Consider the following 24,822-nt stretch of genomic DNA (forward strand, 5'->3'; position numbering starts at 1 on the left):
CGGTACGCTTATAGGGTTTTCAAGTCGGCGACCAGTTCCTCACAACTCGCGAACCATAGATCCGCCGGCCAACGGCGGTAGTCGTCATGCTCGGCGATATAGCCGTAGCCTACCGCGACCGCCGTCATTCCCGCCGCCTTGGCGGCCTGTATGTCACGCAGATGATCCCCCACATACCAGCACTGAGCCGGTGGCACCCGAAGTCTTTCGGCTGCCGCCCACAAGGGATCTGGAGCGGGTTTCTTAACGGGAAGGTCATCGGCGCACACCAGCGCGCCCGGATTGAGTGCCAAGATTTCCAGCAGTGCCTCGGTATACCGCCGGGGCTTGTTGGTCACTACGCCCCAGGGCCGGTTTTGTGCTTCCCACTCCTCCAACCAATGTTCCAGCGGCGGAAATACCCGGCTATGCTCGGCGACAGCTCGCTCGTAGGCTTCGAGGAGAAAGGTTCGAGCCTGAGCATGGCCTGGCGAGTCCGTCTCCAGACCCAGGGCCAGGGTAACCAGCGCGCTGCCGCCGTTGGATACTTCCCTGCGGATAATCTCGAAGGGCAGGGCATCCAGTCCATGGTGGCGACGCAACGCATTGGTCGCCTGGGCGAGATCCGGTGCGGTGTCGACCAGCGTTCCATCCAGGTCGAAGATGATCGCTCGTGGACCGGGGGCACTGCTCGGAAGTGGCTCGCCTGGAGTCATGCGCTACCTACCTTGCGACAGTACATCATGTAGTTGACCGAGACATCATTCGCCACCAGCCGATAGCGGCGGGTGAGGGGGTTGTAGGTCAGCCCGCTCTGCTCCCGCACTTCAAGACCACTGGCACGGTTCCATGCCGCCATCTCCGAGGGGCGAATGAACTTGGCGTAATCGTGGGTACCCTTGGGCAGCAATTGTAATACGTATTCCGCTCCCAGAATGGCGAAGGCGTACGCCTTGGGCGTTCGATTGATGGTGGAGAAGAAGACGTAACCGCCCGGGCGTACCAGGGCACTGCAAGCGCGAACCACGGAGGCCGGGTCGGGCACATGCTCCAGCATTTCCATGCAAGTGACCACATCGAACTTGCCCGGGCGTGACGCCGCCAGTTGCTCGACGCTGATATTCTGGTAATCGATACTCAGCCCGCTCTCGGCGGCATGCAAACGAGCCACGCCGAGTGGCGCTTCGCCCAAGTCTATGCCAGTGACCTGGGCTCCGCGATGCGCCATGGCCTCGCTGAGAATGCCCCCCCCGCAGCCCACATCAAGGACGTTCTTGCCAGCGAGCCCAGTACGGGCGTCAATGAAATCAAGACGTAAGGGATTGATGTCGTGAAGAGGCTTGAATTCGCTGTGAGGGTCCCACCAACGGCTCGCCAGCGCTTCGAATTTGGCTATTTCCGCAGCATCGACGTTGCCGTGGGGGACGTTAGGAGTGCTATCCTGAGTTGTCACTGGCATGCCATGACTCCAAGGTCGGTATCGATTGGCGCCGGGTGGAAGGTGGCAACCCCTGACGCCTTCAGTATTATGGGCATTCTAACCACTCCTGGCTCGGAACGCATGAAAAGGATATCCATATGATTCGTAAAGCCGTACTTCCCGTGGCAGGGTTTGGTACCCGCTGCCTCCCCGCATCCAAGGCTATCCCCAAGGAAATGATCACCATAGTGGACCGGCCGGTGATTCAGTATGTCGTTGAAGAGGCAGTAGCGGCGGGAATACGCGATATCGTCTTGGTGACCCATGCAAGCAAGAGTGCGATTGAAAACCACTTCGACAAGCACTTCGAACTGGAAGCGGGACTGGAAGCCAAGGGCAAGTATGAATTGCTGGAAACGCTGCGTTCCATCGTGCCCGATGACGTCAATATCATCAGCATACGCCAGGGCGAACCCCTGGGCCTGGGGCACGCCGTCCTGTGTGCCCAGCCGATCATTGGCGACGAGCCGTTCGCCGTATTGCTGCCTGATGTCCTGGTGGACTCCCATGCCCTGTCCCAGCCCGATTTGAGCGGCATGCTGCACGCTTACGAAAGTAGCCAGACCGCCCAGTTGATGGTTGAGGAAGTCCCTTGGGAGAAAGTCTACAAGTACGGCATTGTCGCCCCCGAGAACGAGATGCCTGGCCCCGGGAAATCCTGTGGTTTGAAGGGCATGGTGGAGAAGCCCGAGCGGGAGGCCGCTCCCTCCAACCTGGCGGTGATTGGCCGCTATGCATTGCCCGCGAGCATCTTCCCCCTGTTGGCCCAGACGCCGCCGGGAGCCGGTGGCGAAATACAGCTGACCGATGCCATCGAAACACTGCGCAGCCAGGAAGGGGTGCAGGCCTATCGCATGCAGGGAAGCACCTTTGATTGTGGCCATCAGTTGGGCTATCTGGAAGCCACGCTTGCCTACGGACGTCGCCATCCCGTGTTTGGAGAAGGTTTCAGAGAATTGCTGGCTCGCTACCATCAAGGAGAATAGTCGATGCGTGTTCTGGTGCATGGTAGTGAGTTGACCGCCGCCACGGCTGCGGCGGCCCTTTCCTGGGTGGGGCATCAGGTGCAATGGTTGCCTCATGCTTCAGCGCCCTGGTCACAATTACAGAGGACCGACTGGCTGAAACGCGAGCCTTACCTGTTGAATCAAATCGAGGAAAGTCAACGCGAAGGCACCTTGCGCCTGGTCGAGGAGGACAGTGAGCTTGACCAGCCCGAGGTTCTTTGGCTCTCCCTTTCGCCTGCTCAGCGCAATGCAGCCGACAGCCTGCTGAAAACGGTAATGAGCATGCATCCGGGCGGACTCGTGTTGATCAACAATTCGACCTTTCCGGTAGGCGAAACGGAACGCCTGGCGACGCTGGCCGAAGGAGTGGCAATGGGCAGCGTCGCCTTGCCCGATATGCTGGAAGAGGGGCGCGCCTGGGAAATATTCACCCGGCCCGGTCGCTGGCTGTTAGGGTGTGATGAGGATCTGGCGGAGAAAGTGACCCGTGAACTGCTGCGCGCCTTCAACCGCCGCAGCGAAGTCTTCCAACGCATGCCACGACGGGCGGCGGAACTGACCAAATTGGCGATCAATGGCATGCTGGCCACGCGAATCAGCTACATGAACGAAATCGCGGGACTGGCGGATTCGCTCGAGGTAGATGTCGAGCATGTGCGCCAGGGGATGGGAGCCGACTCGCGTATCGGTTTCGAATATCTTTACCCCGGTTGTGGATTCGGTGGGCCGAATTTCTCCCGAGATCTGATGCGCCTGGCGGATGTTCAATCCGCCAGCGGGCGCCACTCCGCCCTGCTGGAGCAGGTCCTGGATATCAACGAACAGAAGAAGGAAACGCTGTTTCGCAAGCTCTGGGCACATTTTCAGGGCGATCTCAACGGACGTACCATCGCTATCTGGGGTGCCGCCTTCAAGCCCGGTACCGCGCGTATCGACCATGCCCCGGTATTGACACTGCTCAAGGCTCTCTGGGCGCAAGGAGCCAAGGTTCAGCTGCATGATCCCGCGGCAATTCCCGCTCTGCTCGAGGAAGTGGGAGAGCGTAGCGATCTGGTAACGTTCAGCCGCGACCCTTACCAGGCCTGCGAGGGAGCCGATGTGCTAATGCTGGTCACCGAGTGGAAGCTCTACTGGAATCCGGATTGGCAGCGCCTGGCAGGCCACTTGAAGGAGAAGCTCGTCCTCGACGGTCGCAATATCTACGACCCTCGTTATGTGGCTAGCTGCGGCTTACAGTACCGGGGAATCGGGCGTCGAGCCGACCCCTCCATCATTTGAGGAAATACCATGCCCGACTCAGCTCCAACGCGTCACCGGATTGTCCCGGATGTGGATCAAAGCCTGACCGCCCAGCATCTGCGCCATCCGCGAGGGCCATCCATATGGCCGCTATGGCTGATGATCTTTCTGATCCTGATCCTTCTGGCGGGAGCGGGAGCAGCGGTGTGGTATGAACGGGAACGCATGCAGCAGGAGTTGTATCGGCTCAGTGGCGAAGTATCCAACATGCATGCGCGCCTGGATGCCGGCAGCAGCGATGTGGAAGAAAACCTGGCCATAGCCCAGGCACAGTTGGCCACCTTGTTCCAGGAACAGGAGCAACTGGCCATCGCGCTGACGGATACTCGTCAGGAGTTTTTCTCCCTGCAAACCGAAGAGGAGGCGGCAGCAGGAGCTTCCTCGGAAGCGCTCGATTCTCTCAATCAGCAAATTTCCCGCATCGAGGCCAATGGCGAGCTACGCGATGATCAACTGGAAGCCATTCATATTTCGCTTCAATCGCTTGAGCAGGCCGGCACGGAAGGACGGCAAAACCTGATCGAGGAGGTGGCTCATCTGGAGCAACGTCTCGAGCAGCAAGGCACGCGGCTGGAGCGGGAGATCGCTCAGTTGCAAGAAGAGGTGCTGGAGCGCCAGGAGGCCTTGGCGCAACGAAGCGTAGACCAGCAGACCCTCGACGAAGCCTTGGCGGAATTCGCCGAACGAGATAGCGCAGAAGACGATGAGGAGCTTGTCTCGCGAATCAACACCCTCGCCGCCGATGTTCGCCAGGTGCGTCAGGCACAACTCGCCTTTAGCGCTCAATTGGAGATGTTGCGCTAACGTATAACGTATCGACTGCTGAAATGGCAGGTAGCCTCGCCTCATCACTGTTTTAGGATTAAGTTATGCAAGGAAAACGCGTGGGGCGCTCTATACGTGTGGCATTGAACCTCATGGTGGTGGGGCTGGGCATGGCCGGCTCTACCAGTTGGGCCATGAATGCCCAAATCGAAGGGGTTGAAGGGGAAATCGCCGACAATGTGCGTCTCTATCTCGATGAGGTCGAGGCCGAACAATACAGTGACGAGCGACTCGAGGGCGAGGTTCGCCAGCGAACACGCGAAGCCATGCGAGTTTTCGGCTATTACGAGCCGCAAATAGAACTGCGGCGATTGCAGCCCGACGAAGCCCGGCTAATCATCGAGCCAGGTCCCCGAATCAATATCGAAGTACTCGAGATACTGCTGCGAGGGGATGCCGCTGACGATCCACCCTTCAAGGAGGCAGTAGAAAATTTTCCTCTGGAGGAGGGAGATCCATTACTGCATGCTCCATGGGATAGTTTGAGGCGCCAGCTTTCCGGCCTCTCCCTGGAGCGAGGCTACTTCGATTGGGGGTTCGCCGATCGGCGCATGGAAGTACGCCCCTTCGAACAGAGTGCGCGGTTATACATGGATTTCGATAGTGGCCCGCGCTACCGGTTCGGCAACATCCGTATCCGTGGCAGCCATATCCAGCCTGATCGCCTCAAGCGCATGCAGACCTTCGAGACCGGCGAGCCTTACCTGGCCTCCGAGCTCGCCCGCTACAATCAACGCTTGGGTGAAACCGGCTGGTTCAGTTCGGTATCGGTTCGCCCGCGTCTCGAGACTGCCCATGAGCTGGTGATCTCCGAGCCGGACAAGTCGCCATGGTGGGAGGAGGCCACACTCACCGCAGGCGGAGAGCGTCGCCCCCGCTTGAGTGCCGCTTCACTGGGGAGTGCCATGGCGGTCCACCAGTCCGAGAATACGCGCTTACCCATCGATGTCAGTGTGGAACCCGCCGACCGCCACCGTTTCGAAATCGGGGTCGGTTATGCCACCGATGTGGGACCGCGCCTGCGCTTTGGCTGGGATCAGCCTTGGATCAATCGCCGGGGGCATAGCCTGAAACACGATCTGTATCTGTCGGCCCCCGAACAGCGATTTACCGGGGTCTACAACATCCCCCTGGAAGACCCGGTACGCGATAACTATCGTCTTCAATACGGCCTACGCAGTGAAGACGATAACGACACCCGTACTCTCGAGGCCACGGTGGAACTCGCGCGTCGCTGGGAATTCGAGAATCGCTGGGTTCAGACGCTCTATTGGCGCACGACCTACGAGGATTTCACCCAAGGGGGCGACAAGGCGCAAGTGCTGATCTATTACCCCGGTATTCAGTGGAGTCGCACGCGTACACGCAATTCCCGTTTTCCCAGCTGGGGGGATCGTCAGCAGCTATCGCTGGAATATTCCGATACCGCCTGGGGATCGGATGCGCAGTTCTTCCGCCTGACCGGCGACAGTGAATGGATTCGCATGCTCGGCAACGACAACCGTTTCGTCGGGCGTCTGAGCGTGGGGGCCATTGCTACCAGCGATTTCGACAGGATTCCGCCATCATTGCGCTTTTTTGCCGGGGGCGACAGAAGTGTGCGTGGTTACTCCTATGAAAGTTTGGCCCCGACCAATGACCAGGGGCGGCTACGCGGCGGGCAGCAGAAACTGACAACCAGTGTCGAGTACCAGCGGCGTGTTTCAGGGGATTGGTGGGGGGCCGCCTTTGTCGATAGCGGCGATGCGTTCGATGACTGGGCGCCGAATGATCTCAAGACCGGTGCCGGGTTAGGGGCTCGCTGGATATCGCCAGTGGGGCCCATCCGCTTCGATATCGCTCACCCGTTCGATCATGACGATGATTGGCGCGTGCATTTTTCCATCGGTCCTGAATTCTAGGAGATGCGTGTTGACGCAAGCAACGCCCGCCCCAACACATGAAAACGACAAGCCCGCAGGAACGACACGCGTCAAGATGTCCTCACGCCGCCGCACCGGGCTTGCGGCGTGGAGCCTGTTGCGCCTGGTCATCGTACTCCCCGTGTGGCTCATGGGGCTGGCATTGCTCTTGGCTGGTGTCGCACTGTCCCCCTGGGGAACCGGTTTTTTGCTCGACCAAGGCGCGCAGCGGGGGATTTTTCAGCTTTCCGGCCACGAAGGCGACTTGTTCGGTCACTTCGTACTGGAGGACTTTCAACTGGAAGCCGGACCGGCACAGATCGACGTGTCTCATCTCGAGCTGGAGTGGGCGGATGACTGCCTGCTGTCGCGGCGGCTATGCCTGGAAAATCTCGTAGTCGATGGTGCCAATATTCGTCTTGTTCAGGGGGAGCCTGGCGAAGCGCCTGAGCAAGCCCCGGCCGACGGCCAGAGCGCTTCGCTGCCATTGCCTTTCCCCGTCGAGTTGCGAAACGTGGAGCTCAACGACGTGTCGCTTGACCTGGGGAACGGCACGCGCATCGAATGGGAGGCCTTCAGCGGCGGGGCCATCGCCGAGGATGGCACCGTCACCTTGCAACCCACGCATCTGGCAAGTCCACGAATCTACCTGCCGCCCAGTCCCGGCGAACAGCTTACAATCGATACACCGAGTGCATTGACCGCCGTGGCGATTGATAGTGCCAACGAGCTTGTCGCCCATGAAAGTATCGCCAACGAGACGACGCCGGACGACGGCGCTGATTCGGCGACGTTCATCGAAACGTTGCAAGAACGCGAGCGATTGCAGTTGCCCGACATCACGCTGCCGGTCGATATCCGCGTTCCCGACCTGACGGTTGAGGATCTGGTGTTGGATGGGGCCTTTGATTATCACGTGGACCGCTTACAGCTCGATGCATCGTTCGTCGACCAGCGCCTCGAGGTGCGCCAGTTCGAGCTAGCCTCGGCCGATGCCAATGTGAGCTTGCATGGCGAAGCGTTGCTGCGAGACGACTACCCTCTGGATATGACCCTGGAAAGTGAGCTTTTCCTGCCCGAGCGCTATCCTGAGCTTGCAGGGCAGAAAATTCGTCTGGAGCTGTCCGGTAGCCTGGCGGATTTGCAGGTGGGTCTCGCACTTGCGGGACCCATCCAGGCCGACCTGGAAGGCCGTGTCGACGCCCTGGCACCCACCTTGCCGTTCCAGGCCTCTCTGTCCAGTGAACGTCTGCAATGGCCGCTGGAAGGAGACGCGAACGAGGCAGAGGCAACACCCTATATCGCCGAGTCCTTGCAAGCCGATATCGAAGGCAGCTTGGCCGACTACCAGGTGGACCTGTCATCGCGAGTCGAAGGCCCGCAAATTCCCCCGACGATGGTTGAACTGGAGGGCGAAGGTGATCTCCAACACTTCAACTGGTCATCGCTGTCGCTCCGCCTCGAGGAGGGCGGCCTGGTCAGCGAAGGTAGCATCGACTGGAGTGACGGCCTCCAGGTACGCGCCGGTATCGATCTGGATCAATTCGATCCTTCGCTATTCGTCGAGGATCTGGAAGGACGACTCGACGGCAATGCCGAGTTCACCTTCCTGCAGCAGGAAGATGCCTGGGCTTTGCAAGTCCCCTCGCTTTCCGTCGAGGGACGCTTGCAGGAGTATCCGCTCTCCCTCGAGACGTCATTCGATCTCGACAGTGACTTGCGCCTACAGCTTGAGCGTCTCGATTTTCACCAAGGTAACAATCAGGTCCAGGCGTCGGGCATTGTCAGCGAGAGCAACATGCAACTGGATGCAGAAATCGCGTTGCGCCAGCTCGATAGTCTGCACCCCGATCTGGCGGGCACACTGACGGGAACCGTAATCGGCCGAGGCGATCTTCAGCAGCCCGCTATCGATCTCGATATCGAGGGATCGGCGCTGCGTTTTGGTGAAAACCGGGTCGATTCTCTATCGCTTGTCGGTACTACCCGTGGCCGGGACGACCCGCGCGTGGACTTGCAGCTGAATGCCGCCAGTGTGGCGGCAGGTGGGCAACGCCTTGACGATATCGCCTTGAGCCTGGATGGGCGGCTCTCTCAGCATCGTCTGACTATCCAGGCCGATAGTGGCGAAGGCTCACCTGTATCCGGGGCCCGGCTTAGCCTTCAGGGCGATTTCGACCAGGCGGCGGGACGCTACCAGGGGGAGCTTTCCCAACTGGAAGTCGATAGTGATTTTGGCGATATTCGGCTGGACCAGCCGACTCGTTTCAGTGCCAATCTCGACGATACGAGCGGACGCCTCGAACCTTTCTGTCTGCGCCGGGAGCAGGGCGGCCTGGTATGTCTGGAAGAAACGTTGCAGGCGTCGGCCGATCAGGGCCGGGCTCGACTGTCACTGCGTGAAGTTCCGATGGAAACGCTCGAGGCGGCTTTTCCCGATGATTGGCAATTGACGGGCGATACCACCGCTGGTCTGCAGGTCGACTGGCGTCAGGCGGGGGCGGCCTGGCAGGCCGAGCTGGGAGTCGTCAGCGATCTAGCCATCACGGCGGTCAATGATTTCGGCCAACCGGTGAGGCTGCCACGTACCCGACTGGACGCCTCCATTAACGCCGATCAAGCTCGTGCCGACAGCACGATCACGCTGACCCTGGCCGATGCCGGTGAGCTTCGCCTTGAGCTGGGAATCGCAGACCCGCTCGGAGAAGGCAGGCTCGACGGACGTTTGACCGCTGACGATATCGAATTGTCTCCTTATCGTAGCCTCATTGCGGGGCTCGACGTACTGGAGGGTCGTGTCGGGGGCGAGATACTGATCGGTGGCACCACCACGTCGCCGGGCCTGGAAGGGGGAATACGGGTTACCGGCATCCGCGCGCGAGGGCCGGATATCCCGGTACATATCGAGGATGGTGAGCTGGCGATCAATTTCGATGGCGACCAAGGTGATATCAATGGTTACCTGGCGGCCGAGCAAGGCCGCCTTAACATCAGTGGAGACGCCGTCTGGCCGAGCAGTGACGACTGGCGGATAGGGGTCGACCTGAATGCGGTCGAATCCCCCTTGCTGGTGATACTGCCGCAGTTCGGGCGGCTGGAAGCGGCGCCGGACATCCGTGTCCGTGTTACCCCCGAGCGCCTGCAGGTCAGAGGCGAGGTGAATATCCCCTGGGCGCGTATTGAAGTCGGTGAGTTGCCGCCTTCGGCCATTTCGCCGAGCCCCGATGAAGTGATCATTACCCGAAGCGATCAGCGCGAGCGGGATCGTGAAGCCGAACGCGCAAGAGAAGCTAGAGAACAAGGCGAACAGGGCCCATCCGCCGCCGACGAGCTGATGCAGACCGGCATGGTGATGGATATCCTGATCAGAGTGTCACTCGGGGAGGATGTGCAGATATCCGCTTACGGTCTGGAAGCCGGCCTGGACGGCACTCTCGAGGTCCGTCAGGATCATGGCGCACTACAACTCTATGGCGATATCAACCTGGAGGATGGCCGCTTTCAGGCGTTCGGTCAGGATCTGTTGATTCGCCGGGGAGAACTGCTGTTCAGTGGCCCGCCGGATCTGCCGGTGCTGGATTTCGAGGCCGTGCGCAATCCCAGCGTGACCGAAGATGACGTCATTGCCGGTGTGCGGGTTACGGGGACCGCCGAGGAGCCCAACGTGGCGATCTTTTCCGAGCCGGCCATGAATGAAGCGCGCGCCTTGTCCTACCTGCTGCGAGGCCATGCCCCGGATGGTGGCGGCAGTGCGGAAGACGCCCTGACCTCCGCGCTGATCGGTATGTCGCTGGGTCGTACAGGCGGTGCTGTGGGCTCACTGGGAGAGGCGTTCGGTATCGATGATCTGACACTGGATACCGCCGGTGCCGGTGATGATAGCCAGATCGCCTTGACCGGCCAGCTCAGCGAAGACTTGCGTATCAGCTACGGCGTAGGAATATTTTCGCCCATCGCCGAGCTGACACTGCGCTATACCCTGTTGCGCAACCTGTATGTACAGGTCGTGACGGGAACCAGTCAGGCCGTTGACCTGATCTACGAGTTTACCCTGTCGGGAGACCCGGAAATTTTCGAGCCACGCTAAACGAGGCAATATCGATGTTTAAATCACGTCAGAAAAACGCCGAAGGCTACTTGGCGGGCAGGGAGACACCCGTCGCTATCAGTGCGATCCATACCGTCAATGGTCGCTCCATGCAGCCGCCGTTCCCCGCAGGGCACGAGGAAATCGTCCTGGGCATGGGGTGCTTCTGGGGGGCGGAACGACTCTTCTGGCAACTGCCAGGAGTGCATGTCACAGCGGTAGGCTATGCCGGTGGGCAGACGCCCAACCCCACCTATGAGGAAGCGTGCAGCGGCCTGACGGGCCATGCGGAAGTCGTGCGAGTGATTTACGACCCCGAGGTCATCGACCTCTCCACTCTGCTCCGGGTCTTTTGGGAAAACCATGATCCCACCCAGGGAAACCGGCAAGGCAATGACCGGGGCACCCAGTATCGCTCGGTCATCTACCCGACGACCCCCGCGCAGACGGCAGTCGCCAGGCAGAGCCTTGCGAGCTATCAGGAGTCGTTGCGCCAGGCAGGCAAGGGCACCATCACCACTCAGCTGGAGCCACTGGAGAATTTCTACTACGCCGAGGAGTACCACCAGCAATATCTGGACAAGAATCCCGGCGGTTATTGTGGCCTGAAAGGCACCGGGATTAGTTGTCCCATTGCCGATGGGCGCGACTGAGTCACAGGTGCAGTCGAGCCGGGATTCAGTCGAGCCAGCTCCGGTCTAGAAAGGCGAGGGTGGCTCAGGCTTCGGCTTGTAAGCGGTCGATACGGTATAGGGTTTCCACTTGTTCGAGACCGGTCACGGTACAATTGAGGTCCTTGATGCGCCCATCGCCCAAGCCGTAAACCCAGCCGTGCACGGAAATTTCCTGTCCACGCTGCCAGGCACGCTGCAGGATCTTGGTGCGGCACAAGCTGTTGACCTGAGCCTTGACGTTCAACTCGCACATGCGGTCGATCTGATCGTCGAGAGGCAAGTGTTCCAGTGATTCGCGGTAACGATTGTAGAGTTCGCGTACCGAATGAAGCCAGTAGTCTACCACGCCACATTCGCCGCCGGTCACGGCCGCTCTGATCCCGCCACAGCCGTAATGCCCGACAATCATGATATGGCTGACTTGCAGCACATCCACGGCGTATTGAACGACGGAAAGGGCGTTCATATCGGTATGATGAAGCAGGTTGGCCACGTTACGATGGACGAAGACCTCGCCGGGCGGCAGGGCGATGATCTGGTTGGCTGGCACCCGGCTATCGGAACAGCCTATCCAGAGATAGTCAGGATTCTGCTGACGGGACAGGCGGGCAAAGTACTCGGGGTCTTCCTGACACATTCTCTCCGCCCAGTCACGGTTATTGTTCAGCAGTTCGGCAATCGAATCTTTCATGGTGGCTCCGCCAAGGTAACGAGTAAAAGCGAAAAACTGAAAGCTAACGAAAAACTAAGGGATTGCTGGTTAGCTATCAACTAATAGGGTAAACGTAGTAGTCGACGAAAGCAGCGGTCGACGAGTGAATGTCATCAAGAGGAGAGCGGCGTGACCCAATACGATTATGATCTTTTCGTCATCGGTGCAGGTTCCGGCGGGGTGCGGGCATCGCGCACGGCGGCGGCGGCGGGTGCTAGAGTCGCCATTGCCGAAGATTTGTACCTGGGGGGCACCTGCGTCAATGTGGGATGCGTGCCGAAGAAACTCTACTCCTTTGCCGCGCACTTCCAGGATGCCTTCGATGATGCTGCAGGCTTCGGCTGGCATGTGGAAACGCCACCCGTATTCGACTGGCCGACCCTTCGGGACAACAAGACAAGCGAGATCAAGCGACTCAACGGCATCTACCGGGGAATGATGGATAGCGCGGGGGTGACACTGCATGAAGCCCGGGCTTCTCTGGTGGATGAGCATACGGTAAGCCTGAAGAGTGCCGATGGTTCCACCTCACGAGTGACGGCGGACAAGATACTGCTGGCGACAGGCGGATGGCCCTGGGTTCCTGGCTTCCCCGGCAATGAACATGTAGTGGACTCCAATAAGGTCTTTGATCTCGAACGGTTTCCCGAACGGTTTCTGGTGCTCGGTGGTGGCTATATCGCGGTCGAATTCGCCAGTATATTTAATGGCTTGGGTAGCGAAACCCACCTGATTTACCGCGGCGATCGATTCCTCAAAGGATTTGACGAGGAGGTACGCGAGTTTACCGAGACCGAAATGTCACGCAAGGGGGTCAACCTGCATTACCACGCCAATATCGAGCGTATCGAGAAGGTGTCGCAGGAGTATCGGGTCTCACTGACCAATGGCGAGACGCTGACGGTCGATGCGGTGCTTTCCGCTACCGGGCGACGGGCGAATGTGGCTGGTCTGGGCCTGGAGAACCTGGGCATCACTCTGGACGAAAACGGCAAGATTCCTGTGACGGAAAGATTCGAGACTTGTGTTCCCTCGATACTGGCGTTGGGCGACCTCACCGCAGGCCCCGAACTGACACCGGTGGCGCTGGCGGAGGCGATGCAGCTCGTGGCTCATCACTTTAGCGACACACCGCCTCCTCCTCTTGACTACGACGCCATTCCCACCGCCGTTTTCTGTCATCCCAATATCGGCAGTGTCGGTCTGACGGAAGAAGAAGCCCGCGAACGTTATGCCTCCGTGCGTGTGTACCGCACCGACTTCAAGGCCATGAAACACTCGCTTTCGGCCAGCCAGGAGCGCACCTTGATGAAGCTGGTGGTGGATGACGCAAGTGATGTGGTAGTAGGTGCTCATATGGTAGGCGAGGAGGCCGGTGAAGTGATCCAGGGCATTGCCATCGCGGTACGTGCCGGACTCAAGAAACGCGATTTCGATCTCACCGTGGGCATACATCCCACCGGGGCTGAAGAATTCGTTACCCTGCGTGACGTTTCACGCTACTAGTTGTCATAACCATGGTTCTACTCATGGTCGTCAACGAGGCGTCTGTAGTAAATGCGTCTAGAATGATAAAGCTAGCGGCGCCTGGAGCAAGTACGTCAGATAGGATTACTAATGCTCTTCTATAATAAAAAATTATGGTAAACAGACACTAGGATAACAGCTGTTTTGAATTGCTAATAAGCAGCTGTTATAATCATGCTCAAATTCGCTACAGCGAAACATAAACATGACTACGCCGACTCCTTCGTTTACCCCCTCCGCCGAACTGGCACGACCTACCGTGGCGGACGCCGTGGTGGGGCATGCCACCAGCCCTTTGTTCATTCGCAAACCCAATGCGGAAGACGGCTGGGGTGTGTACGAGTTGATAAAATCATGCCCGCCGCTGGACGTGAACTCCGCCTACGCCTATCTGCTTCTCGCCACCCAGTTTCGCGATACCTGTGCCGTGGCGACCAATGAAGAAGGCGAGGTCGTCGGGTTCGTTTCCGGCTATGTGAAAGACAATGCTCCCGACACGTATTTTCTGTGGCAGGTAGCGGTGGGTGAGAAGGCGCGTGGTACAGGTCTTGCCCGGCGCCTGGTCGAAGCGATCATGTCGCGCCCCGAACTTGCCGAAGTCCACCACCTAGAAACCACCATCACTCCCGATAACCAAGCGTCCTGGGGGCTGTTCCGGCGCTTGGCGGCGCGCTGGCATGCTCCATTGAACAGCCGCGAATACTTTTCTACAGAGCAACTCGGCGGAGAGCACGACCCGGAAAACCTGGTGCGTATCGGCCCGTTTCAGACCGATCGTATCTAGCTTTCCCGTTCGTGTTCCCTTGATAGCCTTTTTATTATCCAAGACACTACCAAAGGAGGTCGCTCCATGCAGACCCAGACACTTGAACGGATGGAATCCGGTGTTCGTACATATTCTCGTTCTTTTCCTGTCGTTTTCACCAAGGCACAGAATGCCCGACTAACCGATGAAGACGGTCGTGAGTACATCGATTTTCTGGCCGGTGCCGGCACCCTGAACTACGGCCATAACAATCCGCATATCAAGCAGGCCATGCTCGATTATCTTTCCGACGATGGCATTGTCCATGCTCTGGATATGTGGTCGGTAGGCAAGCGCGACTATCTGGAAACGCTGGAAGAACTCATCCTCAAGCCGCGTGGGTTGGATTACAAGATTCAGTTGCCGGGCCCCACGGGCACCAATGCCGTGGAAGCTGCAATTCGCCTGGCTCGCGTCGCCAAGGGACGCCACAACATTGTCTCTTTCACCAACGGGTTCCATGGGGTGACCATGGGTGCGTTGGCGACTACCGGTAATCGCAAGTTCCGCGAAGCTACCGGTGGTGTGCCCACAGTGGGTGGCAGCTTCCTACCCTATGACGGTTACATGGGCGAGCACACCGATACACTGGATTACTTCGAGAAACTGCTGAATGACAAGTCCGGCGGTCTGGATGTTCCCGCTGCTGTCATCGTCGAGACCGTGCAAGGCGAGGGCGGTATCAACGTGGCCGGCATCGAATGGCTCAAGCGTCTCGAAAAGATCTGTCGAGCCAATGATATTCTGCTGATTGTCGACGATATACAGGCCGGGTGCGGACGTACCGGCAAGTTCTTCAGCTTCGAGCACGCCGGCTTGACGCCTGATATCGTCACCAATTCGAAATCGCTTTCCGGATTCGGGCTGCCATTCGCTCATGTCCTCATGCGTCCCGAACTGGACAAGTGGAAGCCCGGCCAATACAACGGTACGTTCCGCGGCTTCAACCTGGCCATGGTCACGGCAACAGCTGCCATGAAAAAGTACTGGAGCGACGACACTTTCGAGCGTGATGTGCAGCGCAAAGGAGCCATCGTCGAGGAGCGCTTCCAGCAGCTGGCAGGACTGCTCAGCGAAAACGGTATTCCCGCCACCGAGCGCGGCCGTGGTCTGATGCGCGGTATCGACGTGGTCAACGGTGAAATTGCCGACAAGATTACTAGCAAGGCGTTCGAGAAAGGACTCATCATCGAAACCAGCGGCCAGGATGGCGAAGTGGTCAAGTGCCTGTGTCCATTGACTATTTCCGATGAAGACCTGCAGGAAGGTCTGGATATCCTCGAAGCCAGCATCAAGGCGGTTATCTGATAGGCGACTCGCTAAGCTGGATGAAACTGCCATTCGGTATCATTCTATAGGAAGCCACAGCCGGTTGACGCCGGCTGTTTTGTCATCAAAGGAGCATTGATCATGATCGTACGTAACCTTGAGGAAGCCCGCCAGACCGAGCGTCTCGTCACGGCGGAAAACGGTAACTGGGATAGTACACGGATGGTGCTGGCCAACGACGGCGGTAATTTTTCGTTTCACATCACACGCATCTTCGAAGGCACGGAAACTCATATTCACTACAAGCACCACTATGAGTCCGTGTACTGCATCGAAGGCGAGGGTGAAGTCGAAACGCTGGCCGATGGCAAGATATGGCCGATCAAGCCGGGCGATATCTATATTCTCGACAAACACGATGAGCATTTGCTGCGTGCTCACAAGACCATGCACCTGGCTTGTGTTTTCACGCCGCCGCTGACGGGCAACGAAGTGCATCGCGAAGATGGGTCCTACGCTTCAGGCGACAAGTAAGTTCAGGCAAAAAGAAATGAAATCAGGCAGGCCTCGGCACGAACAGTGCCGAGGCTTTATCTTGTTGAGAGACTTTGAGACTCCAGGGACACAATGGCGCTTTATCATATGAGTCACACTGGTTCGCATAATATATATTATGTTAAATCATGTGGATGCCATTTTACCTCACCACTGATCTCGACTTGTTGGACTTTGACCTGCCCGCTCCTTATGATTCTCGTCTCACTTGTTCAAGGATACACGTAACCATGCGCCGAGGTTCCTTCTGGCTCGCTCTGACTCTCACCTGCTTGTCACTGGCGGGCTGTGCTTTGCAGTCGCCCTCACCGGAGCAGCCGAAACCTCTTTTAGCCGAGCAGTTCGAAGCACGGGTGGCCGCCCTTGAAACAACTCTTGCCACTCAGTGTATCGAGCAGCAGCAAAGCTGGCATCAACAGCGCTCCAACCAGCACCAGGCGTTGACGGCGGATGTCCGAGAAGTCGGCAGCCAGTTACGTAACCTGCGCGGTGACGTATCGCGCTTGGGAGAACGTGATGCCGAACCGGTGATCATTCGCGAAGAGTGCCGTGTCGACGAGACGCTGGAAAACAAGACCCTGGTCGGGCGCAATGAGTGGGTGGGATTGGCCAATGTCGGCACTTATCTCAAGGCACGCATCGATTCAGGCGCTCAGACATCCTCCTTGTCCGCCCAGGATATCTCGCGTTTCGAGCGTGACGGCGAAAACTGGGTTCGCTTCAAGTTGGCGGTAAACGAAGACGATGTTCTGGTAGATGCCGTGCGAGATGAATGGATCGAAGCCCCGGTTGAGCGCCGGGTCCGCATCATCCAAGCTGCGGGTGAAACATCACGGCCAGTGATCAGCCTGTTGATGACATTGGGTCCAATTCGAGAGAATGTCGAGTTTACTCTGACAGACCGCAGCCACCTCGATTATCCGGTCCTGTTGGGCCGCCGGTTCTTGATGGATATCGCCTTGATCGACGTGGCGGAAACCTATATCCACGAGCGTCCTGAATTCCCCGGTGGACGACCCGCCGAACAAGCGACCAAGGACGAGCTGGCTGATCAGGAAGATGTCATCGAAGAGTAAGCCTACTCCTGCCTTTTTGTAATATCTGCTTGCTTTGACTAAAGCACTTTATTGAAGGAACACCATGTCCCGGTTGCCTTTTTATCTGATTGTCGGTGCCCTGCTGGTCGCTGGTATCGCGGCAAGCATCCAACGCCACATGCAATTTGAAATTCCCTGGGTGCCTGGCGAGCAGCGTCAGGTCTGGGAAATCGAGGCCCTGGTCAATTTCAACGCTCAGAATGGCCCCGTCAGCGTCAACATGGCCTTACCTTCTCATCAAGAGGGATTCCGAGTGCTAACCGAAAACACGGCTTCTTCGGGGTATGGTCTGGCGTATCAGGCTGATGAGCGCGGGCGTCGTGCCGAATGGACGATTCGCCAGGCAGCTGGCATGCAGCAACTTTACTATTCGGTGCAGATGCTCGTCTCTCCCGATTCCAGCAGCACCCTGCAGCCGCCCTCCTCGCCTCCTCCAGACATCGCATGGGAGCGCCCTTACGACACCTCCGCCAGTCAAATCATCGAGCGGGCCTGGTCACGCAGCGCCAATACCGCCACCTTTGCCCGTGAGCTTATCCAGGAAATCAACGGTGACAGCCAAGGGGAAAATGCACGCTTGCTGCTGACTCAATTCGAGCCTTCCCCGCTCCTGGTCCGGCTACTCAATCAAGCTGGTGTGCATGCTCGTGTCGTCAGCGGTCTGGTACTGGAAGATGGCCGCCGTCGCCAGGAACTGACGAGTTGGCTTCAGGTTTTCGATGCCCAGAAGGAAAAGTGGCTTCTGTTCAATCCGCTGACTTCGCAGCAGGGGAAACCGGAAAATCTATTGCTATGGGAAAGCAATGGTGAGGCGGTGCTCGAGGTCGAGGGAGGAAGCAACTCGCGGGTCAGTTTCTCCATGTTGACGCATTACCAGCCGGCTTCAGCCGCGGTGCGCAATCATCTGTCCGACGATACCCTGCTGAACTTCTCCATCCACAGCCTGCCACTCGAAGAACAGGCGCTATTCCAGACGATACTGTTGATCCCTATAGGGGCACTGGTTGTGGTGTTCCTGCGGGTGCTGGTGGGAATCAAGACCTCAGGCACCTTCATGCCGGTACTGATTGCCCTTGCCTTCATACAGACGACTCTGTTGACCGGCTTGATCGGCTTTCTATTGATTGTTGCCGTCGGGCTTGTCATCCGTAACTATCTGTCACACCTTAATTTACTGCTTGTTGCCAGGGTCACTGCGGTTATCATCACGGTTATCGCGATTATTTCGATATTCTCCGTTCTGGCATACAAGATGGGGCTCAATGCCGGCCTGACGATCACCTTTTTCCCCATGATCATTCTGGCCTGGACCATCGAGCGGATGTCGATCTTGTGGGAAGAAGAAGGACCCAAGCAAGTATTGATTCAGGGCGGGGGCAGCCTTTTGACCGCCGTTCTGGCCTACCTGGCGATGAACAATCCCTGGGTACGGCATATCACCTTCAACTTCCTGGGCGTTCAGCTCATCATCATGGCGTTGATCCTGCTGCTGGGCAATTACACCGGGTATCGGTTGCTCGAGCTGCGGCGTTTCAAGCCGATCACCGATGACGAGAGCAAAGCATGAACTGGCTCTCCTGGACGACACCCAAGCGCCTGCGAGACAAGGGAATCGTAGGCATGAACCGTCGCAACATTCGCTATATCGGTCGATATAACAATCGTCGCCTCTATCCGTTGGTGGATGACAAGCTGCAAACGAAACTGCTGGCTCAACGCTATGGAATCACGACTCCCGTGTTGATCGGTACCGTTTCCACGCAGTTCGGCGTCAAGCATATCGCGCCCATGCTGGACGGTCACACAGGATTCGTGATCAAACCGGCAAAAGGCAGTGGCGGTAAAGGCATTCTGGTTATCGAGCACAGCGAAGCGGGTATTTTCACCAAGCCGAGCGGAGCTCAGCTTACTCTGGTGGACGTGGAACGCCATGTCTCCAATATTCTCTCGGGACTCTATTCGCTGGGTGGCGCGCCGGATGTCGCGGTAATCGAAACATTGATCAATTTCGATGAGAGCCTGCTGGCCTACACCTATGAAGGTGTGCCGGACATCCGAGTCATCATCTTTCAAGGCTATCCGGTCATGGCGATGATGCGCCTTTCCACGGCGGCTTCCGATGGCAAGGCCAACCTGCATCAGGGAGCGGTAGGCGTGGGGCTGGATATCGCCACGGGTACCGCTCTGCGTGGCGTTCAGTTCGATAGGCCATGCCATGTGCATCCCGATACCGGTCATGAGCTGGCGAGCCTCGTTATACCGCAATGGGAAACGCTGCTGCTGTTGGCGGCAGGCTGCTATGAAATGACCGGCCTGGGTTACCTGGGTACGGACATGGTGCTGGACAAGACCCACGGGCCGATGCTGCTCGAGCTCAATGCCCGCCCCGGGCTTGCCATCCAGATGACCAATGGCGAGGGTCTCAGACCCCGCCTGGACTTGATCGAGCGCCAAAAGATAGCGCTTTCGCCTGCCGAACGTGTTGCCTTTGCTCAACACCATTTTGCACGTCGCAGCGAACTCGTCACAGGCACTGACGTTGATGCAATTGATGCGTAGAATGCCTTCCATACCTTCAGTGAGCTGCCAATGTCCGATTCATCCTCCCTACCCTCCCGGTCTACTACCTCCCTGCTTGACCAAGCGGAGCAGCAATGCCGTAAACATGGGGTACGCTTTACCCCTATCCGACGCCGGGTGCTGGAGTTGATTGCGGAAAACGGTGGTGGGCTGAAAGCCTATGATCTGCTCGACAAATTGACCACGGAACATGCTGCCGCGCGCCCGCCCACTGTCTACCGGGCGCTTGATTTTCTCATCGAGCACGGCCTGGTGCACCGCATAGAATCGCAGAACGCCTATGTAGCCTGCGCCTGCCCCGAGCATGCTCATGGTTTTCAGCTGTTGATCTGTCGCCATTGTGGCTATGTCGAGGAGCTGCACCTGGACGATATTTCCGATCAACTGGCCGACCGGGCCGCACGGCAAAATTTCCGGGTAGAACGACAGACCATCGAGTTGCTTGGTGCATGCCAAGCCTGCCGTGAACAGCTTGCGTAATACCAGCCCGCGTTCTTCGCAAGGATAGGACCCAATGCAGAGCTTCTTCAAAGAGATCGAATCCTCCGAAAAAGGCCGCCAGTTGGCACTGGAAGCAGTATTGAATGCAATCAAACTCAATGCCGATGGCTTGATTCCTGCCATCGCTCAGCAGTATGACAGCGGCGAAGTGCTGATGATGGCATGGATGAATCGCGAGGCACTGGAAGAAACTCTCGCCACTGGAAGAGTCTGCTATTACTCGCGCTCAAGAGAAAAATTATGGCGCAAGGGAGAATCATCGGGACAGCAGCAGCATTTGAAAAGCGCCGCTCTGGATTGCGATGGCGATACCCTGTTGTTGCAAGTCGATCAGACCGGTCCTGCCTGCCATACCGGGCGGCGTAGCTGTTTCTATGTTGAACTCGGCGCGCACGGAGCCACGATTGTCAGTGATGTCATGATCGACCCTGCGTTGCTCTATCAAGGCAAGAAAAGCTGATGATGGGCAAGGGATTACAGCGGATAGGGCAAGCCAGTACGCGCCTGGTGAGCTGGATGATGATTGGTGTGGTAAAGGTCTATCAATACACCATCAGTCCGTTGCTGGGTCCGCGCTGTCGTTTCTGGCCCAGCTGTTCGCACTATACGGTAGAAGCCATCCAGGTTCATGGCCCCTTCAACGGCGGCTGGATGGCGTTTCGACGGATCATCAAATGCCATCCGGGTAGCCAGGGCGGGATGGACCCCGTGCCGGGGGGGCGCAGCGAAACGTTATGTCAGCAAGACCAGCGGCAGGAGAAAACCTAGCGCGAAGCCGTCTCGGCCACCTGATAGATTCTTTCCAGCATGGCGTGCAGCCCATTGCTGCGGGTTGGAGACAGGTGTTTGTCCAGCCCCAGGTCTGTCAGAAAATGCGGCTGAGTATCGCGCACCTCTTGAGCGTCCCGTTCATTATAGATACGCAGCAGGAGCGCGATCAGCCCCGACACGATCGCGGCATCCGACGTGGCCTTGAATTGCAGCTGCCCTCCCGTCACCTCATGATGCATCCAGACGTTAGACTGGCAGCCCTGGATCTTGTACTGCTCGGTCTTCCACTCATCGGGAAATGGCGGAAGTTGCTTTCCCAGGTCGATCAGGTACTGATAACGATCCATCCAGTTATCGAACATGTCGAACTCTTCTTGCAACTCCTGTTGAGCCTGCTCGGCGGTGGGCGTGCTCATGGTGAGACCTTATCGTTTGCTTGCGAAGTTAGGAACCTACTTGGGCGTTAGTATAACGACTAACGCACGGCTTGTGGGCGGCCATTTGTTTCCTGTCGAGAATCAGACGGGTAATCGATGCCGTTGCTGCTGGAGGTGCCAGTGCTCCGCTTCCGTATGCAAGTACTGCGAAGTGGTATCCAGGCGCGAATGACGTGCGCTCTCGGCAAGGTAGCGTAACTCGACCCCGGCTTGAGCCTGGTGGGTGATCGAGGTGTGACGTAGCCAATGTGGTGTCGCTTGACGCAAGGCTAGAACGTGACCAGGATCGCCGCCCTGGGCCTCGAGATCGTCCGCGGCTCTGGCGAACGTGTGACGAATTAGCCGATAAAGCTGGTTATCGCCAATCCCCCGCTTACCATCCAGCGCGCGTATCACTGGGCTGGCCTGATCGGCTTCATCTCCTTCCGGCAGCTTTTCCAGGCCTAATGTCATGCGCCACTGTCCCAGGTAATAGAGCATATCCTCGGGAAGCGGGATGCGGGCGTGCTTTCCTCCCTTACCGATCACTTCCCACCACCAGCGCCCTTCCCGCCTCTTGAAATCTCCCATAGAGGCGCTGGCCATTTCACTGATCCGTGGTGCCAGCAGGTAAGCGAAAGCGAAGATAACGATACGCCGTTCATGCTCGTAGTGTTCGCGTGCCGTCGCTGCTTGTGCCGGAGGCTGATTGAGCCATGCCCAAAACCACTGCCACAGCTCGCTTTCCAGATAGCGCTCCACGGTGTGGTGCTGGTTATTCAGTCGTCTTCGTTTATCGCGCATCAAACGAAAAGGATTATGCGAAACCCAACCCGCCTCTACCAGCCAGGCGAACAAACCCTGAAGGATCACCAGCGTCTGGCGGCGACTAGCGGCGGACAATGGCCCGCGAAAAGGCTTCCAGTTCGGGTCCTGTCGCGGTCTTGTCGGCCCTATCCAATCACATCGGGGCTGGGGGTCGGCGAGAAAGGCATCGAATTCTGCCAAGTACTGGCGGTCCATTTGCGCCAATGACACTCCCTGCACACCGAGCCATAACAGCAACCGCTCCGCTTCGCGTCGATAGGCGCGCTGGGTTCGTTCACTGGCTTGATACTCCTGGAGCCACTGCCCTACTGCTTCGATATCGCTGGTAGCGCTGATGCGGCATCCCGTGACAGTTTCCTGTCTTAGTAGCAAAGCATCATGCATAAGCCATTGTTTCATAAGGTCTGTTTGGGAGTTTTCTGGAGGCGCCGGGGGTTGTTGCATGGATTGATCTCATGGACTGGCCGCGCTTGCTGGCGGTACAGCTTGTCATTTTGTCCATATGGGACAGTAAATTCAAGATAAGGCGCGTAATGTTGAATTTTATCTCAATTTGATAAATATACTTACGTAATACGTATTATGTAATATTGCATCGAAATGACAAACCCTCGATGATGTATCCATATCCAGAGCAGTCTTTATAAACTTCCAAGGAGCTTTCAATGGCACGCAGTGGCATCCAGTACGCTGACGTTCAGCAGGCTATCGATACCCTGCTGGCAAGGGGTGATGCGCCCAGCGTGCAACGCATTCGGGACGTATTGGGCACAGGGAGCTTTACGACAATAAATGAGCACTTGCGCCAGTGGCGGCTGGAGCGCGAGCAGAACCGGGATGTACCCCCGCCCCGGAATGTCCCCACGGAGGTCGCCGCCCTGGCGGAGGGAATGTGGCGAGAAGCTCAGCAAGTGGCCAACCAGGCGCTTGCCCACTATCGAGAAGAAGCACGCCGGCAGGTGGAAAGTGCCCAAGAAGCGGCAGAATCATCCGCTCGGGAAGCGGCCAATGCCGAGCAGCGACAAAGTGCACTGGCCGAGCACTTGCGCCACACCGAGCAACGCCTGGAAACCCTCAGCGCAGAATTGGCTCACAGCCAGGCGCAGCTGCAACAAGCCAGCGATGAGTTACGCAAGAGCCAGTTGCAGTGTGAACAGCTAACAGAAAGTGTTGAGTCGGAACGCGAAAAACGCTCGATGCTGAAGCGTGACCATCAGCAGCAGCTCGAAAAGCACGATAATGAATGGCGAGAGCGCCTGGAGCGCGAAGAGCAGCGCCATGAGGCGGCGGAAGGCAAGTGGATGGGAATGCTGGATACGGCTCGCCAGGAGCAGACCGCTATCGAGAAGGCAGCGCAAAGACGTGCTCAGCAATTGGAAAGCAAGATCGAGTCGCTTTCCCAGTCACTAGCGGATGCTCGACGGGCACAGGAGCAGAGCCAACGTCTGCATCACGCAACGGAAGTGTCGCTGGGCGAGTACAAGGAGCAGCTTGTCGCGCTGACTCGCGAAAATCAGCGAATGACAGATGAGCTTGCTGCACGAGAGAGCCGTATGCACGCTCAGGATGAAGCGATCGAGAAGATCAAGGAGGAAAAGGCAAGAGTCGAGCAGGAGTGGCAAAACCGCTTGTGGCACAGCCTGGAAAGCCTTCATGCCCAGATGGCCAGCGTTACACCGGATAAGCCCTCCCTCCCTACCGGACAAACGCAGGAATCCAGCACGAAAGAGGAAGGGAAATCAACAGACTAGTCTGGCGAAACTTGTTAGCCTAGATAGCCCAAGTAAATAACACCGACAGGGCTTAACGATAGTAAGCGTTGGTGGTATCGGTATGGTCGGTTACGTCACGGATGCCGGCCAATTGGGGGATGCGCTCCATTAGGGTTTTCTCTACTCCATCCTTCAGCGTCAGATCCACCGCCGCGCAGCCCTGACAACCACCGCCGAAAGCGAGAATGGCGAATTTTTCCTCGGTCAGCTCCACCAACTTGATCTCGCCGCCATGGGCCGCCAAGCCGGGATTGATCTCGCTATACAGCACGTAATTCACGCGATCTTCCAGGGGGCTGTCGGCATTGACCTTGGGCATCTTGGCATTGGGCGCCTTGATGGTCAGTTGCCCTCCCATGCGGTCGGCATTGAAGTCCACCACCGCATCGTCAAGAAAGGGTAAGCTGTTCTTGTCGAGGAACACGTTGATCTTGTCCAGCTCGTGCTTTACGTCGCTGGGCTCCTCCTCCCCTGGCCGGCAATAGGCAAGGCAGGTTTCGGCATAAGGTGTGCCGGGCTGAGTAATGAAGATACGTACGGCAATTCCCTCGACGTTCTGCTTTTCCAGCAGTTCGGCGAGGTAATCCTGGGCGTTATCGGTGATTTCGATGCTCTTGCTTTCCGCAGTGTTGCTCATGAGGGTCTGTTTCCTCCCGTGGCGGTGACGACTGGCCACCTCGCATGTCAGTTGTCTCTATGGTAAGCAAAACCTTGCGCTGACACAATCTTGACCAAAT

General features: G+C 57.7%; 23 protein-coding genes. 17 read left to right on the forward strand and 6 right to left on the reverse strand.

Annotated elements, in window-relative coordinates:
• Positions 1–8: 8 nt before the first annotated feature.
• Entirely contained in the window at positions 9–695 is a 687-nt protein-coding gene (locus R5M92_RS04640; RefSeq protein ID WP_346798208.1) for an HAD-IA family hydrolase, read from the reverse strand.
• On the reverse strand, positions 692–1,438 hold the full coding sequence (gene ubiG / locus R5M92_RS04645) for a bifunctional 2-polyprenyl-6-hydroxyphenol methylase/3-demethylubiquinol 3-O-methyltransferase UbiG (protein WP_346798210.1): 747 nt from the start codon (positions 1,436–1,438) through the stop codon (positions 692–694). The genes R5M92_RS04640 and ubiG overlap by 4 nt, the downstream gene beginning before the upstream one ends.
• Before the next feature lie 119 nt (positions 1,439–1,557).
• Between ubiG and galU the strand changes: the two genes are divergently transcribed.
• The 6 genes from galU to msrA all read left to right on the forward strand — a co-directional run bounded on the left by galU (position 1,558) and on the right by msrA (position 11,231).
• Positions 1,558–2,445 carry a UTP--glucose-1-phosphate uridylyltransferase GalU gene (gene galU, locus R5M92_RS04650; RefSeq protein WP_346798211.1) on the forward strand — a complete coding sequence of 296 codons (888 nt, stop codon included), beginning with the start codon at positions 1,558–1,560 and terminating at the stop codon, positions 2,443–2,445.
• Between the two features lie 3 nt (positions 2,446–2,448).
• Positions 2,449–3,744, forward strand: coding sequence for a nucleotide sugar dehydrogenase (locus R5M92_RS04655; RefSeq protein WP_346798213.1), 1,296 nt, complete (start codon positions 2,449–2,451; stop codon positions 3,742–3,744).
• Positions 3,745–3,753: 9 nt separating this feature from the next.
• A complete protein-coding gene (locus tag R5M92_RS04660; protein ID WP_346798214.1) occupies positions 3,754–4,569 on the forward strand; it encodes a hypothetical protein in 816 nt (271 codons plus the stop codon).
• A gap of 65 nt (positions 4,570–4,634) precedes the next feature.
• The gene (locus R5M92_RS04665) at positions 4,635–6,491 is read left to right on the forward strand and encodes an autotransporter assembly complex protein TamA (protein WP_417339061.1); all 1,857 of its coding nucleotides are present in this window, start codon (positions 4,635–4,637) and stop codon (positions 6,489–6,491) included.
• Positions 6,492–6,498: 7 nt separating this feature from the next.
• On the forward strand, positions 6,499–10,578 hold the full coding sequence (locus tag R5M92_RS04670) for a translocation/assembly module TamB domain-containing protein (RefSeq protein WP_417339062.1): 4,080 nt from the start codon (positions 6,499–6,501) through the stop codon (positions 10,576–10,578).
• Between the two features lie 14 nt (positions 10,579–10,592).
• The gene (gene msrA / locus R5M92_RS04675) at positions 10,593–11,231 is read left to right on the forward strand and encodes a peptide-methionine (S)-S-oxide reductase MsrA (protein ID WP_346798217.1); all 639 of its coding nucleotides are present in this window, start codon (positions 10,593–10,595) and stop codon (positions 11,229–11,231) included.
• A gap of 64 nt (positions 11,232–11,295) precedes the next feature.
• Here the strand turns inward: msrA and can are convergent, their stop codons facing one another.
• Entirely contained in the window at positions 11,296–11,943 is a 648-nt protein-coding gene (gene can / locus R5M92_RS04680) for a carbonate dehydratase (RefSeq protein ID WP_346798218.1), read from the reverse strand.
• 150 nt (positions 11,944–12,093) lie between these two features.
• On the opposite strand from can, the gene gorA reads away from it, so the two are divergent.
• From gorA to yidD, 10 genes are all read left to right on the forward strand, one after another.
• Entirely contained in the window at positions 12,094–13,470 is a 1,377-nt protein-coding gene (gene gorA, locus R5M92_RS04685) for a glutathione-disulfide reductase (protein WP_346798220.1), read from the forward strand.
• A gap of 226 nt (positions 13,471–13,696) precedes the next feature.
• A complete protein-coding gene (gene ectA, locus R5M92_RS04690; RefSeq protein WP_346798222.1) occupies positions 13,697–14,275 on the forward strand; it encodes a diaminobutyrate acetyltransferase in 579 nt (192 codons plus the stop codon).
• Between the two features lie 66 nt (positions 14,276–14,341).
• Positions 14,342–15,604 (forward strand): diaminobutyrate--2-oxoglutarate transaminase, encoded by a 1,263-nt coding sequence (gene ectB / locus R5M92_RS04695; RefSeq protein WP_346798224.1) that lies wholly within the window; start codon positions 14,342–14,344, stop codon positions 15,602–15,604.
• Between the two features lie 102 nt (positions 15,605–15,706).
• Positions 15,707–16,099 carry an ectoine synthase gene (locus R5M92_RS04700; RefSeq protein ID WP_346798225.1) on the forward strand — a complete coding sequence of 131 codons (393 nt, stop codon included), beginning with the start codon at positions 15,707–15,709 and terminating at the stop codon, positions 16,097–16,099.
• Positions 16,100–16,350: 251 nt separating this feature from the next.
• Complete coding sequence (locus tag R5M92_RS04705) at positions 16,351–17,196, forward strand: ATP-dependent zinc protease (RefSeq protein ID WP_346798227.1); 846 nt, start codon at positions 16,351–16,353, stop codon at positions 17,194–17,196.
• Positions 17,197–17,260: 64 nt separating this feature from the next.
• Positions 17,261–18,784, forward strand: coding sequence for an inactive transglutaminase family protein (locus tag R5M92_RS04710; protein ID WP_346798229.1), 1,524 nt, complete (start codon positions 17,261–17,263; stop codon positions 18,782–18,784).
• A complete protein-coding gene (locus R5M92_RS04715) occupies positions 18,781–19,776 on the forward strand; it encodes an alpha-L-glutamate ligase-like protein (protein ID WP_346798230.1) in 996 nt (331 codons plus the stop codon). Before R5M92_RS04710 ends, R5M92_RS04715 begins: the two co-directional genes overlap by 4 nt.
• Positions 19,777–19,806: 30 nt before the next feature.
• Positions 19,807–20,277 carry a Fur family transcriptional regulator gene (locus R5M92_RS04720; RefSeq protein WP_346798232.1) on the forward strand — a complete coding sequence of 157 codons (471 nt, stop codon included), beginning with the start codon at positions 19,807–19,809 and terminating at the stop codon, positions 20,275–20,277.
• A gap of 34 nt (positions 20,278–20,311) precedes the next feature.
• Positions 20,312–20,758 carry a phosphoribosyl-AMP cyclohydrolase gene (hisI, locus tag R5M92_RS04725; RefSeq protein ID WP_346798233.1) on the forward strand — a complete coding sequence of 149 codons (447 nt, stop codon included), beginning with the start codon at positions 20,312–20,314 and terminating at the stop codon, positions 20,756–20,758.
• Between the two features lie 2 nt (positions 20,759–20,760).
• On the forward strand, positions 20,761–21,066 hold the full coding sequence (gene yidD, locus R5M92_RS04730; RefSeq protein WP_346799245.1) for a membrane protein insertion efficiency factor YidD: 306 nt from the start codon (positions 20,761–20,763) through the stop codon (positions 21,064–21,066).
• On the opposite strand, the gene R5M92_RS04735 is transcribed toward yidD, so the two are convergent.
• Both R5M92_RS04735 and R5M92_RS04740 read right to left on the reverse strand, forming a co-directional pair.
• A complete protein-coding gene (locus R5M92_RS04735) occupies positions 21,063–21,485 on the reverse strand; it encodes a SufE family protein (protein ID WP_346798235.1) in 423 nt (140 codons plus the stop codon). The two genes, yidD and R5M92_RS04735, sit on opposite strands and share 4 nt — an antisense overlap.
• Positions 21,486–21,587: 102 nt before the next feature.
• Positions 21,588–22,697 carry a site-specific integrase gene (locus tag R5M92_RS04740; RefSeq protein ID WP_346798237.1) on the reverse strand — a complete coding sequence of 370 codons (1,110 nt, stop codon included), beginning with the start codon at positions 22,695–22,697 and terminating at the stop codon, positions 21,588–21,590.
• 281 nt (positions 22,698–22,978) lie between these two features.
• On the opposite strand from R5M92_RS04740, the gene R5M92_RS04745 reads away from it, so the two are divergent.
• Entirely contained in the window at positions 22,979–24,064 is a 1,086-nt protein-coding gene (locus tag R5M92_RS04745; RefSeq protein WP_346798239.1) for a DNA-binding protein, read from the forward strand.
• Between the two features lie 52 nt (positions 24,065–24,116).
• Here R5M92_RS04745 and nfuA read toward each other — a convergent pair whose 3' ends face one another.
• The gene (nfuA, locus tag R5M92_RS04750; protein ID WP_346798240.1) at positions 24,117–24,722 is read right to left on the reverse strand and encodes a Fe-S biogenesis protein NfuA; all 606 of its coding nucleotides are present in this window, start codon (positions 24,720–24,722) and stop codon (positions 24,117–24,119) included.
• Between the last annotated feature and the right edge of the window lie 100 nt (positions 24,723–24,822).

It is taken from the genome of Halomonas sp. Bachu 37 (assembly GCF_039691755.1).
Taxonomy (GTDB): domain Bacteria; phylum Pseudomonadota; class Gammaproteobacteria; order Pseudomonadales; family Halomonadaceae; genus Vreelandella; species Vreelandella kashgarensis.

Bases quoted from the DNA above. Each gene is read 5' to 3' on its own strand.
- R5M92_RS04655 (WP_346798213.1), top strand. From the start codon at position 2,449: ATGCGTGTTCTGGTGCATGGTAGTGAGTTGACCGCCGCCACGGCTGCG.
- R5M92_RS04720 (WP_346798232.1), top strand. From the start codon at position 19,807: ATGTCCGATTCATCCTCCCTACCCTCCCGGTCTACTACCTCCCTGCTT.
- R5M92_RS04640 (WP_346798208.1), bottom strand. From the start codon at position 695: ATGACTCCAGGCGAGCCACTTCCGAGCAGTGCCCCCGGTCCACGAGCG.
- R5M92_RS04715 (WP_346798230.1), top strand. From the start codon at position 18,781: ATGAACTGGCTCTCCTGGACGACACCCAAGCGCCTGCGAGACAAGGGA.
- ectB (WP_346798224.1), top strand. From the start codon at position 14,342: ATGCAGACCCAGACACTTGAACGGATGGAATCCGGTGTTCGTACATAT.
- ubiG (WP_346798210.1), bottom strand. From the start codon at position 1,438: ATGCCAGTGACAACTCAGGATAGCACTCCTAACGTCCCCCACGGCAAC.
- hisI (WP_346798233.1), top strand. From the start codon at position 20,312: ATGCAGAGCTTCTTCAAAGAGATCGAATCCTCCGAAAAAGGCCGCCAG.
- yidD (WP_346799245.1), top strand. From the start codon at position 20,761: ATGGGCAAGGGATTACAGCGGATAGGGCAAGCCAGTACGCGCCTGGTG.
- R5M92_RS04705 (WP_346798227.1), top strand. From the start codon at position 16,351: ATGCGCCGAGGTTCCTTCTGGCTCGCTCTGACTCTCACCTGCTTGTCA.
- R5M92_RS04735 (WP_346798235.1), bottom strand. From the start codon at position 21,485: ATGAGCACGCCCACCGCCGAGCAGGCTCAACAGGAGTTGCAAGAAGAG.
- R5M92_RS04710 (WP_346798229.1), top strand. From the start codon at position 17,261: ATGTCCCGGTTGCCTTTTTATCTGATTGTCGGTGCCCTGCTGGTCGCT.
- R5M92_RS04740 (WP_346798237.1), bottom strand. From the start codon at position 22,697: ATGCATGATGCTTTGCTACTAAGACAGGAAACTGTCACGGGATGCCGC.
- ectA (WP_346798222.1), top strand. From the start codon at position 13,697: ATGACTACGCCGACTCCTTCGTTTACCCCCTCCGCCGAACTGGCACGA.
- nfuA (WP_346798240.1), bottom strand. From the start codon at position 24,722: ATGAGCAACACTGCGGAAAGCAAGAGCATCGAAATCACCGATAACGCC.
- R5M92_RS04665 (WP_417339061.1), top strand. From the start codon at position 4,635: ATGCAAGGAAAACGCGTGGGGCGCTCTATACGTGTGGCATTGAACCTC.
- R5M92_RS04660 (WP_346798214.1), top strand. From the start codon at position 3,754: ATGCCCGACTCAGCTCCAACGCGTCACCGGATTGTCCCGGATGTGGAT.
- R5M92_RS04700 (WP_346798225.1), top strand. From the start codon at position 15,707: ATGATCGTACGTAACCTTGAGGAAGCCCGCCAGACCGAGCGTCTCGTC.
- galU (WP_346798211.1), top strand. From the start codon at position 1,558: ATGATTCGTAAAGCCGTACTTCCCGTGGCAGGGTTTGGTACCCGCTGC.
- R5M92_RS04745 (WP_346798239.1), top strand. From the start codon at position 22,979: ATGGCACGCAGTGGCATCCAGTACGCTGACGTTCAGCAGGCTATCGAT.
- can (WP_346798218.1), bottom strand. From the start codon at position 11,943: ATGAAAGATTCGATTGCCGAACTGCTGAACAATAACCGTGACTGGGCG.
- msrA (WP_346798217.1), top strand. From the start codon at position 10,593: ATGTTTAAATCACGTCAGAAAAACGCCGAAGGCTACTTGGCGGGCAGG.